This window comes from Verrucomicrobiales bacterium, from assembly GCA_016793885.1.
Classification (GTDB): domain Bacteria; phylum Verrucomicrobiota; class Verrucomicrobiia; order Limisphaerales; family UBA11320; genus UBA11320.
In genome coordinates this window covers 1-12,160 of record JAEUHE010000063.1, presented here as the reverse complement: position 1 = coordinate 12,160, position 12,160 = coordinate 1, and the positions used below count along the sequence as shown (strand labels likewise).

General features: G+C 60.8%; 5 protein-coding genes. 4 read left to right on the top strand and 1 reads right to left on the bottom strand.

What is annotated here, in order from left to right; translation table 11 throughout:
* Nucleotides 1-544: 544 nt before the first annotated feature.
* From JNN07_08185 to JNN07_08175, 3 genes are read left to right on the top strand one after another with little or no spacing between them, the layout of a single operon-like run.
* Nucleotides 545-6,571, top strand: a complete 6,027-nt coding sequence (locus JNN07_08185; GenBank protein ID MBL9167705.1) for a hypothetical protein — start codon at nt 545-547, stop codon at nt 6,569-6,571.
* A gap of 55 nt (nt 6,572-6,626) precedes the next feature.
* Nucleotides 6,627-9,023: a DUF1553 domain-containing protein gene (locus tag JNN07_08180; GenBank protein ID MBL9167704.1), complete on the top strand. Its 2,397-nt coding sequence runs from the start codon at nt 6,627-6,629 to the stop codon at nt 9,021-9,023.
* 8 nt (nt 9,024-9,031) lie between these two features.
* Nucleotides 9,032-10,513, top strand: coding sequence for a DUF1501 domain-containing protein (locus tag JNN07_08175; GenBank protein ID MBL9167703.1), 1,482 nt, complete (start codon nt 9,032-9,034; stop codon nt 10,511-10,513).
* On the opposite strand, the gene JNN07_08170 is transcribed toward JNN07_08175, so the two are convergent.
* Nucleotides 10,514-11,452 (bottom strand): hypothetical protein, encoded by a 939-nt coding sequence (locus tag JNN07_08170; protein ID MBL9167702.1) that lies wholly within the window; start codon nt 11,450-11,452, stop codon nt 10,514-10,516.
* Between the two features lie 242 nt (nt 11,453-11,694).
* Between JNN07_08170 and JNN07_08165 the strand changes: the two genes are divergently transcribed.
* On the top strand, nt 11,695-12,147 hold the full coding sequence (locus JNN07_08165) for a hypothetical protein (protein MBL9167701.1): 453 nt from the start codon (nt 11,695-11,697) through the stop codon (nt 12,145-12,147).
* Nucleotides 12,148-12,160: the final 13 nt, after the last annotated feature.

The following is a 12,160-nucleotide window of genomic DNA, read 5'->3' as shown; positions in this document are numbered from 1 at the left end:
TGGAGAAGACTTTTGGACAAAATTGTTTCTCCACTTCCCAACTGCAATGCAGTTGGAAGGCTCGAACCCAACTGGCTAAACCTAGGGGCATCTCCATGAGCGAACGCGACTCCAACTGCATGGATTGGGCTTTAGGCGGATGCGGCCACGAAGCAAGTTCGCGCGCCGAACCTGCTGAAGCAGGAACTCCATACTCCGAGCGGCATTCCCCGTACGGAGTTCCGCCGTTAGATAGTTCCCCGCCTCACCCGGAAATAATCACCCCCAGCCCGAACCTGCTCACGGCAAGGAGCTTCGACAGCACGCCGAGGACATGACGGTTTTCGGACAGAGCCCAGACGCCGACAGCCGCTCCGCCTAGCTTCGGTTTCCCGCTGGCGTCCCTGCCCTTCTTCGCGCCTTCACCATTGTTTCGCTCGCCTTTTGCGCCCCTTTTTGATGTAGTATGGTTCAAGTAATAGCCATCGAGATTCCCGAGCCGAGACTTGACCAACGGGGATCAGGTGCATTCAAGAACGATGCTGTGGTCAAGGTAGTGAGTCTTATGAAATCTGCCCTTTCTCGCGCGGTTGGGATGATCGCCATTCTCCTCGGAGGACTTTGCCAAGCCGCCCTAGCCCAGCAGGTCAACCCGCTCCGACTTCAGGTGGTAGGACTAGAAGCCGGGATCTTCCGCTTCCGCGTTGAGGGTGAGGATGGCCAGCACTGTATCATTCAGGCTTCGGAAGATCTCTTGAACTGGATGCGAGTGGACGCTCTGACTCTCGCTGGCGGCACGGCCGAAACCGACCAGCCCACGGATCTGCCTCAGCAGTTCTTCCGCGCTCTGGAACAGGCCCCGGTCAGCCTGAGTCCGAATGGCGTGACCATTTTCCCGGGGGATGGTGTCTTTCTCGAGGTGAATGACACCTGGGGAACCCGCTGGATCTTTACGGTCAATGGCATCACGAATGGGAACGCCTCGGTGGGAACCATTCTCCCCAGCCCACTGAACCCGGCCCGCGTGTTCTTCTCCGCCCCCCTGGTCGGGACAATTGCTGAGGTCACAGTATGCGCGACCGATCCGGACGACGCTTCCCGTCAAGTATGCGGGGTCATTCGCATCGCGCGCGGAACCGCTCAGCTGCAAGTCCAACCCGCTTCACAGCTCATCGGGTTAGGAGGACAGCGGGTCTTCCAGGCGGGAGCCTCCCTTCCCGGCAGCGCATTGATTCCCCTCCAACGAGTCTATTGGAAGGTCAATGGCGTTCTAGGAGGATCGGAGGAATTCGGGACGGTGAATTTCGCAGGTCAATACCGCGCGCCTAAAACCATGCCAGCGGTGCTTCCGGCGACAATCCGAGTCGGTTTCTCGCTGACACCCGAAGGACCCGTGCAGGCGTCGGCCCAGATTTCACTGGCCGAGCTGGCGTTGACCCCCGCCAAGATCGTTTCGATTCAAACCGGCCCAGCCGGCGTGGTGAGTGCAACACTGCTCAAATCGGACGGATCTGCCCTTCCACTCGGCCCCGCCGATGTCACCTTCCGCGCCGGAAACCCTAAAGCGGCATCCGTGGATGCCAACGGAGCAGTCACGATTGGCGAGCGTTACGGTGTTTCGGTAATCGAGGCAGCGCACAATGTGCTGGGAGTCAGCGATACGACGGTGGTCGAATCCCGAGCCGATGTTCACGTCCGGGTTCAGGAACTCAAGCTGCGCACAGATGATGAGATCAACCTGATGCGCTTCAATGGGAGCACGCTGCCCGCCATCCGCGAGATCGAAGTCACCCGACCTGGCGTGATGTTCAACCTCATCCCACAGTTCTTTCCGTTTCGCGGCCGGGTCAGCTTGTTCGTAAACAGGTTTGCCAATGCCGGCGGCGCGGCGGTGAGTTTGGTGGGCGATGCCACGAACATCATCTCGTACCTCGAAGGTGGCCGAACCCCTCAAACCCAAGGGATCGTGGCCAGCCTCGAGGAGCGAAGCGGGTTCGTCGAAATCGGAAACAAACCGGGAACCGGCGTGATCACCGTTAAATATGACGATGGAGTGATTCAACGCCAGGCGTCCGCCAATGTCACCTTCACCCGACTTAAGCTGAACGCCGTTATCTCCGGCTCGGCCACGGGCAAAACCAATGAGGCGTACATCAGTGAATGGATCGAACTCGAAGTGGCCGTCTCCAACCCCAGCGGCGTAAGCAGTTTCATCGGGCGCACCCCCGTTCGCGTGCGCTTCGCCAGCGGCCAGAAGTTCTTGATCTCGCGCCCCTCGGAGGTCATCGCGCAAGGGCTTCAAGTTCTCCCCCTCCCCGAGGAACTGGTGGAAACCAGCGATATCACCATCGAGGCGCCGTCAGGATTTAGCACTCTCGGTTTCCCCAACCCGGAATTAGGACGATTGCACCTCCGCATCTCCCCGCGTGAGGTGGGAGCACAGAAGCTCATCGTCTCCATTCCCAATGACCCCGGAATCCCGCCAATAGAATTGCCGGTCCAGATTCTATTGCCCGAGCTGCAGATCCGTAAAGGCGCGCCGCCCACGCTCGTTCGAGACCGATTGGGTTACGGAGCAACCACCGGCTCGGTCGTGGTGGCCAACTCTTACATCGACCTCGCCATGGCCAAGGGGCCCTCGCCCGGCAGCCTCCCCTTGTATCCCGACCGAATTTCGGGACCGTTGTTCTCCGAGCAAGATCCCCTGGTTTGGCGCATTCGAAAACCGGATGGCAGCACCTGGGAGTTGCCGGCCGACCTAGGCGTCCCTCTCATCCAGGCGAACGCGCGTAACAACTTTTCGGGGCATTTCCGTGAGCCGGGAACTCACCTCGTCAGCCTGGGACTCTCGCGACGATCCGAGATTCGAACGGCAGACCTCCCCATTCAAGTGGTGAGTCCTGCTTCCTCAGGGACGCCGCTGGCCGATATCGCCACTGCTTCCAAGCTGCCCCTCAACTCGAGCAGCTCCCAGCCGATCCCGACCAGCGATCAACTCGGGGGAATCCAGATACTGGCTCCCACCTCGGGGGCCTGGGTGCCAAACACTCCCATCGATGTCCTGCTTCAGACGTACACTGGAGAAGGACTTCCCCGACGGTTGGGCAAAAAAGTAATCACTCAATCCCGCTCCAGCCTGGATCCCAACTCCGTCACACTCACGACCAACTATGTAATGGCAGGCGTGTGGTGCTACTATGTGCAGGGCCCTTCCCTCACCTTTCTGGATCCCGGCATCCCGAGCATCGGCCGCTTTGCCGGAGCTTCGCCGGCCATCCCCGATAGCAATGGACTCATCCAGTTTCAGCTGCTTCCCCAGCCCACCCCCGACGCCGATCTGGTGGTGGTCTTTATCCCAACCGTCTTCACGCTGGCGCGGGGGGATCTCGCCAGCGAAGCGAACCTGAGGGTCGAAACCATCCAGATGGTAGACGGCCAGCGAGTGGGTGGGACCTACACGGAGATCGGCATCACGGACTACACGCATGAACGCGATGACACCTTTCTGCGACAAGCGCTGATGCTACCCGGCCGAGGAATCGGCATCACGCCACGCTACATTCCAGTGGCTAGCCAGCGAGTCCGCGACGCGGTGTCCAACGGCATCCTGCCCTCCGAATCAGCCCACGCCGAGTTTCGCGTGGTTGGCACGGACGGATTCTTGAAAGCGCTGGGTTCGGCATTGCCCACCATCAACCTCGGCGAAGGTCTGCGGCTGGTGCGACAGACTCGCAATGGCTCTTCGCTGAGAGTCACCGTCGAAACGGATCCAGCCTACTTCACCACGGGGCGTTACGGGACGCGGGCGATTCACTTAAGCTTTCCCGACGGCCAAACGTTCCAGAGCGAAATCCAGCTAGTCGCCTACTCCCTTGAAACCCTCGCGGCCGACCACAATCTTCCACAAAACGCGGCCTACGCGTTCTCCACCCTGGACTCCTTCACCAATTCCAAGAAGGGAGTCCGCTTCCCGAAGGCGGCCGTGCCCTTCCGCATCCGACCTGTCGAGTTTAGCGTCCCCCTGCAGCTCTTCGACCTGGAGCTGCGGCCCTCGATCCACGCTTGCTGGGACGCCAACTTGAATGGAATTCCGGATCCGGCAGAAGACCTGAACCGCGATGGAATTTTCGACCAGCGGGACAATGGAAGCGGTGTCCCGTTTCGTGGAGTCCTGCCGGTAAACCCTCTGGTCGGCTTTCAACGCAGCCTCGATCCAGCAAACGGAACCATTCAGGTGCGTCAACTCGCCATCCAATTGTTTCCCGCGGCGACTGCCCAATTCTATGTGTTTGGCGATCACACCGACCACCGCCGGCTCGATCCCCAGTCGCTCCAACTGGGGGCCGAGAACAATCCCGACTTGGTGCCGGATTTCGTAAGCCGGACGGCGAACGGCGAGCTGCTTTTGGTCCGCTTGGGCTCCAATCTGATCGACGTCCTGCCGTTCACCGCCTACAACTCCGTGGCGCGGCCCCAGGAACAGCCGTCGACCCCAAGTCTCGCGTTCGACACTTTGAGGTCTTCACGGGATTTGACCTACGAGGCCTATGCCGCTGTGCAGGACAACGGCTCCCTGGGAACGGGGCCGTCGTCGGAATACGCGCAGGCTCCGGTAGCCGTTTACGTCGACCACGAGGCCAACGCCAGCGACTTCAATCGCGATCCGAGCTTCGTTGGGGACGCGGTGCCCCGATCTTTCTACGCCGGAATTCTGGACCAGGCGTTTCAACGGCACGCGGTGGGCTTCGTTGATTTTCCCGACTACCTTCCCTTGGGCCGCGATGGCCGGGTTCGACCCTATCAGCCAGTCCCCGGCCGAACCGCCACCGGAGTTGGCACCTTCGGAGTAGACCTCGACGCGGTCCTGTTTGATGCGGGTTACCTCACTGCGCCGCGAAAACCTTTCATCATTGATCAGACCTTGAATCTGTCCTTCCCGCTGCGGTTGGATGAATTACCGAACAGCGCAGCCCTGCTCGCAGTTCCGGTGGTCCGACGCGCCCTGGGCGGCTCCTCGCAGCTTTCCAACAACCAACTGGCCCCCGCCCTGGGCGGAACGTCTGGAGGCTTCCACAGCCTGAACCGCCGGGAGCCCGGCGCCTTTGCCATCGAGTCGCGCACGCCCGGCCAAGCGGTGCCGGGCCTGCACGCCGGCTACCTGCTTCATGACAAACCCGCCAATCTCATCGACCCCGATTTGGAGTATCAGCTGGACGACATCAGGGACGTGATCCTGGAGCGCGAGGGCGAGGCCGGTCAGGTTGCCGGGACAGGCCTGGCTCCCGAAAGCGCCAAACTGGGGAATTACCGCGTTCACAGCGTGATGGGCTTCGCGCAGAACGAAGATAAAAAAGCGCCCATCCGCACCGCGATTCGCTCGACCAGCCTTTTCAAGATCGATACCGACCCGCCGTTGGTTACCCCGAAAGATCGTCGAACGTTCAAAGTCAAACCCGCACTCCTCGTCCGAGAGTCGCCCTCGCAGACGGCGCCCGAGTTCAACCTCGTCGTCACCAGCCAAAGCTCCGGCAACGAGAAAACCATGAAGATCATCGCTGATACCGCCGTGGATCTCGCCGTGGATGTGACCTCCACCGTCATCCTGGCCGCGCTCACCGAAGGGGCTTACCTGGAGGCCTGCGAGGCCTCGATCGCCGACAAAGTCAAAAGCGCCGGAATCAATCTGGCCATGGGCATGATGGAAAGCGAATACGCCGAGCGTTACGGTCTCGACCAAAAGGCAGACGGAGTCAAATTCGTTAACCAGCTGTCCAACGAAGGCTTCGAAACCCCCATCCCCGGCATTTCCATCCAGGGACTAAAAGATATCGAGGTCTCTTCCGGACTTCCTGCCAGCGCCACACGGACCCAAAAGTTCCTATCTCCGGACTTCAAGGTGCAACAGCCCGTTAAGTTCAGCAGTTTTTGCGACCTGGTCGACAAGCCGATCTCCGCCTTCAAGGAGTGGGTGAAGTCCACTTACTCGGCCGAAACCTTCGGCGGCCTCGGCAGCGCGCAGGCGGTGGGAACGCGGTCCGTCAGCATCTGCATTCCGAAATCAGCGCAGCTGACCAACGGAACCTACAGCCTCTTTACCACCCTCTCGCGCGCCATCGACGTCTTGCCGGAGGAACCCTCGAGCGTCGAACTGACCGACCTTCCCTACCAAGCGGTCCTCGGAAGCTATCCGTATGCTGATGAAGTCAGTGACGAGGAACTCCTGCAACGTATCCAAGCCAAACTCAACGATCCGGACGCGGGTCAAGCCGCCCTGAGAATGCTCCGTGATATCGGACGCAAGTCGGTGTGGCGGGTGGCGAGATCCAACCTGTACCAAAGCTATAAGGTGCGCGCGTGGCGCCTGCCAGGAGTGGAGTTGATGATCGCTCCCGGACAGAACCTCGGGAATGGCACCATCATTGGCGACTTCGAGCTGACCCCGGGTGAGACGGAAATTCCTGTCTCCACGGGCGCTTCCGCAGTGGTGTCGCGCAGTAATGAGAATGCCGGGGCTCGGGCCCTGGTCCGCTCCGGCAGCCAGGAAGTCATCCTCCTGGATGCTGTCATCATGACGCCCGGGGTGCAGCCCTGACATCGCGCATTCAGTTGGAGGTTGAGTTCCGTGCCCCACCTCCTAAGCTCTGCTCATGGAAAGCAACCGACGCTACCAGCCCTGGAGTTGGCTTTTGAGCCTGGGGATCCTGTTCAGCAACATCGGTTTTTCCTCTGCCGCGGCAACCCCCGGATGGAATCCGTTTTTTGCTCCGACCCGACCGAGCCTGCCTCTTCCCCCTTCCCCGAGTGACCGATCGCCCATTGATACGTTCCTGCGCGCCGAGCGAGAGCAGCGGGGTTTAACGTCACAACCCGAGGCTTCCCGGGAAGTCTTGCTCCGCCGGGTCTTCATGGACTTGGTCGGGCTAAATCCCACGCCCGAGGAGCGTCAGGCCTTTCTGGCGGACGCATCCGCCAATGCCTACGACCAATTGGTGGACCGGTTGCTCGCCGATCCTCGTTACGGCGAACGCTGGGGCCGCCACTGGATGGATGTCTGGCGCTACAGCGACTGGGCCGGCTGGACCGATGGTGGCCAGGTTCGCGATTCCAAGCCGCACATCTGGAAATGGCGCGACTGGATCGTGGAATCCCTGAATGCCGACAAGCCCTACGATCGCATGGTGATCGAGATGCTGGCCGGTGATGAAGTGGCTCCCGAGGATCCCGACACGCTGCGGGCCACCGGCTTTCTAGTCCGGAATTACAAGATGCTCTCCCGAGAGCAATGGCTGGAAGACACGGTCAAGCACACGGCTCAAGCCTTTATGGGAGTCACAATGGGCTGCGCCAAATGCCACGACCATCTGTTCGATCCCATCAGCCAACGGGACTACTACAGCCTGCGAGCGATCTTTGAACCGCACCAGGTCCGAACCGACCGAGTTCCCGGCCAGCTCAACACGATCTCCAACGGTTTGGCCCGCGCCTACGATGCCATCCCGACCCCCACCTATGTGTTCCACAGGGGCGATGAACGTCAGCCGTTGACCAACGCTCCCATCGCGCCAGGCGTGCCGAGCGCACTGGGCGGGCGCTACCACGCTGAGCCGATCACACTCCCGCGCCCGGCGTCCCATCCCAATGATCGACCATTTGTGCTGACCGAGCTGCTGGCCGATGCCGCGCAACAAACAGTGTCGGCTCGGGATCGATTCCAGCAAGCCAAGTCCATCGGCACCAACAACGCCCATCGAGTGCGCGAACTCGAACTCAAGGCGCACGTGGCGGAACTCAGTGAGAAAGCGTTGCAAGCGGTGATTCAGGCCGAATGCGCCGCCACGGGGATGCCGCTTCCACCCGCACTGTCCCAGACTCCCAGGGCTCGGGATGATGCCGCTCGGGCCGCCTCCCAGGCTCAACGCCAACTCGCGGTGGCCGAAGCTGAACTCAAACTTCACCCTCTCCAGGTGAGTCTTCACGAGGCGGAAGCGCGCGAGCAGAGTGCGATCGAAGCCAAGGCTGCCGCCGACGGAGCCGAAGAAGCCAAACTCGCCTCGGCCAAGCAGGCCATGGAGAAGGCCATCCAGGCCCGGGAGGAAGCGAAGAAGAAGGCAGCCGAAGTGGAGACCCTGCTTGCGGCAGCGAAAGCTGAGGCCGCCAAGGAACCCAGCACGACGTTTACACCGCGCCCCACGGAGACCTTCCCGGCGACGACCAGCGGACGCCGACTCGGCTTCGCCAGATGGCTCACCGCCGCCGAGAACCCGCTGGCGGCTCGCGTCGCCGTAAATCACCTATGGCTCCGCCACTTCGGACGCGGTTTGGTTCCCTCTCCCTCGGACTTCGGCCGCAACGGTCGTCCCCCCACCCATCCCTTGCTGCTCGATTGGTTGGCGACCGAGTTGATCGCCAAAGGGTGGAGCATGAAATCCCTGCACCGTGAGATGGTTCTCAGCGCAGCCTATCGAATGAGCAGCGCGAGCGACGTCGCAAGCGCCAAGATCGATCCCGATAACCACTACCTCTGGCGAATGAACTCGCGTCGGCTGGAAGCCGAGGCCGTGCGAGACAATCTCCTCCACGTCGCCGGCACCCTCGACACCCAGTTCGGCGGCCCGGATATTGACCATAAGCTGGCCCTGAGTTCGCGACGCCGTTCCATCTACCTCCGACATGCCGCCGAGAAGCAGGCCGAGTTCCTCCAAATCTTCGATGGTCCGAGCGTCACCGAGTGCTACGAGCGTCACCCCAGCGTGATGCCGCAGCAGGCGTTGGCCTTGGCGAACAGCACCATGGCCATCGAGCAGGCCAAGATCCTGACACGTCGCCTCACCTCCGAAAGCAAGGGGGATGAACAGCGTTACGTGGAACGGGCGTTCGAACGAATGCTCGCGCGCCGCCCCACACCCGAAGAGCTGGACCAGTGTCTCGCGTTCCTCCGACCAAAGCCAACCCTGGCCACCGCGGACTCCCCAGCGCCTGCACGGCAAGCCGAACGGCTGATCCTGGTTCTCATTAACCACAACGACTTTGTGACCGTCCGCTAACCGGCACCATGAAACCCACCGATATCCGGCGCTGCCCAGGAATCTCTCGCCGCACGTTTCTCACCGACACGGGCATGGGGTTCACCGGCGTCGCCCTCTCTTCCCTCTTGGCCAGCCAAGGGTTCGGCCAGTCCCCGCTCGAAGCCGGCAAGGCTCCCGGTCGGGCAGGAGTAGGGCATCCTCATTTTCCCCCAAAGGCGAAGTCGGTGATCTGGATCTTCTTGTGCGGTGGCGTGAGCCATCTCGAAAGCTTCGATGTGAAGCCCGAGGTTACCAAATACGCCGGCAAGTCCATCAGCGAAACCCCTTACGCGAAGGTGCTGGCGAGCGAGCATCGCAACGTCATCGGGGGCAATCCGTCTCATGGAAATCGGAAAACCCTGATGCCTCTGCAAACCGGCTACCGCACCTACGGACAGAGCGGGCTGGTGGTTGGCGATTGGTTCCGTCACATCGGCGAGTGCGCCGACGATCTGGCAGTGGTCCGCTCGCTCTGGACCATCCACAACGATCACGGCGCCCAGCTCACCTGGCAAACGGGACGTCACCCTCGCGAGCTCGAGCACCCGACCTTGGGGTCGTGGGCCTGTTACGGGCTGGGAACAATGAATGAAAATCTGCCCGAGTATGTGGTGCTCGGAGTGCCTACGGGCGATTGCTGTGGCGGGGCCTTCACCTATGGCGGATCCTATCTGGGTCCGGAAAACGGAGGCGTGCGACTGAGCACAGATCCCAAGAACCCGCTGCCCTTCATTCGGCCGCCAGAGGGAAGCATCACGAGCGAAGAGCAATGGGAGAACTTGGGGTTGCTAGGCCGATTGAACCAGCTGGCCGGAATTGATTATCCAGACGATCCCCTGCTCCGCGCCCGCATCAAGGCCTACGAGCTGGCCTTCCAGATGCAGACCAGCGTTCCAGAAACGCTCCAACTCGATCGCGAGCCAGCTCACGTGCGCAGCCTCTACGGCCTTGACCAGAACGAGACGCGGCCCTTCGGGGAGCAATGCCTGGTCGCGCGCCGCTTGGTCGAACGCGGGGTTCGATTCGTCCAGCTCTTTCACGGCGGGGGCGGCGGCGGCGAATGGGATGCGCATTCCGAGATCAAGTCCAATCACACAAAGCTCTCGTCCCAAGTCGACCAGCCGATCGCCGGATTGCTCAAGGACCTCAAGCAACGCGGTCTGCTCGAAGATACCCTGGTAGTCTTTGGAACTGAATTTGGACGGTCACCCGGAGCGCAGGACTCGGGACGCGATCATCATCCGCAAGGCTTTTGCGCCTGGATGGCGGGTGGCGGTGTGAAAGGCGGCGTGCAGCATGGAGCCACCGATGAAATCGGCTTCCATGCCGTGGAGAATCGTCATTATGTGACCGACATCCATGCCACGACGCTCCGCTGTCTCGGCCTGGATTCCCATAAGCTGGAAATCCCCGGACGGCGAAGGCTCGAGCAGGATCACGGCGAGCCCATTACGGAGATCCTCACCTAATCACTTCAGCGGCATGCCTGGCTCAGGCTTGCCGTTGGTGGTCAGGATTTGGAAGTGATGCACTCCGGCGGCCAGCGGATGATCGCTGGTCCAGACAATCTGTCGATCCGGGGTCACTTCGACCATGGAGATCCCCTTATTGGCCGCATGACTGCCGATCACGGTGTTGCCATTGGCCAGCCGTTGTGACCCACAGGGATCCTTCAACAAACCTCCCACGTGGCTATTGTCCACCTTCCAGACGATTTCCCCTTGAATGTTCAACTCGGCCACCTTGTTGCCGTGGGTCAGGGACACGAGGGTGTTACCGTTGTCGAGACGGATGGCGGTGAAAGGCCAGTTCTCGGCTTTGCGTCCACCCAGCTCTTCAAAGTCGGTTTTGAACACGCGGACCACCTTGCCTTCCGGAGTATATTCTTTAACAGCGAAGGCCAGCAAATGAGGAACGAGGTAGTTGCCATTCTTGAGCTGGCGGGCCATGCGCGTCTGCATGTGGACATTGTCGGTCTCGGGCTGCAGCGGAACTTCCAACACGATCTCCCCTTTCGGGTTCACTTCCAGCAAGCGGGGCTTGACTCCCAACTCGGTGATGAGGGTGTTGCCGTTGTAGAGCCGCTGCGTGGTGCCAATCTCGCCATTCTCCTTGCTGCGCTGATAACTGAAGACGATTTGCTTATCGCGGGTAACCTCCTCCACCCGATCGCTGAAGGCCAGGAGAACATTGCCGTGAGGCAGCACGAACCCATCTCGCGACCCGCCCCGGTATTCCCACATCGGCTGGCCATCCTCGCCAATGATGGCGGTTTTCCCGCCCATGACGAGGTACGAGTGACGAATGGCCGAGACAGCGCCCGCGGGCGTCTCAGCCGATTGCACCCTAACCAGGCTCAGGCCCAAGGAGAGCAACACCAGCAGCGAGGAGAGAAAAGTGTGTTTCATGCGATGAAGGGATCATCAGCGAGAGCGGGGATGTTTGAAAAGTCCTTTCGGTCGTTCTCGGACGTTCATCCTTCCCTCGTTCCCCCCACCCCATGGGCCCAGACGGCCCACACTACATTGGCCGAACCCGCAGGATTCAGAGAAATAAGCCGAGGGTGCCGGCACCCCCGGAATTGCAAAAAAGGCAGCTCGACAACCTAGAAAGGTATCCCTAGTTTGCCTTGCCTAGGAAAAGGACCGCCATGAACTCCTATTTAGACTCCCCGCGCACTTATCTTCTGCAACTGGTGATCATGGTCGCTACGAGCACAGTCCCAGCCGCCCACGCCCAGGAAACGCCCCCCGCGAGAGTTCAGCCTCAACCCGCTTCCACAGTCACAGTCACAAACATGACTCTGAGTGTCCAAGGAACGCCGTTGATGGTGCGGCTCCAGGAAATCACGGGAATTGTGTATCCGGAGGACCTGGACCCTCAGCCACCCCAGCGTTCCCGGGGTATGCAGCTATTGCCCAGAGTGGAGCCGACTGCGCCAACCAGTGCTACCACCGCTGGCCCTACCTTCGTTCCGCTCGCGTTCCCCGGCACCGACAGCAAGATGACCTTTCTCCAGCGGCCGCCGAACCCACCGGGAATGTTGGACGAAGCCGCTACGCGGAGGCCTTCGGCTGGGAGGGTGTCAGAGGATTGCTTCTGAGTCCTGAGTGTCA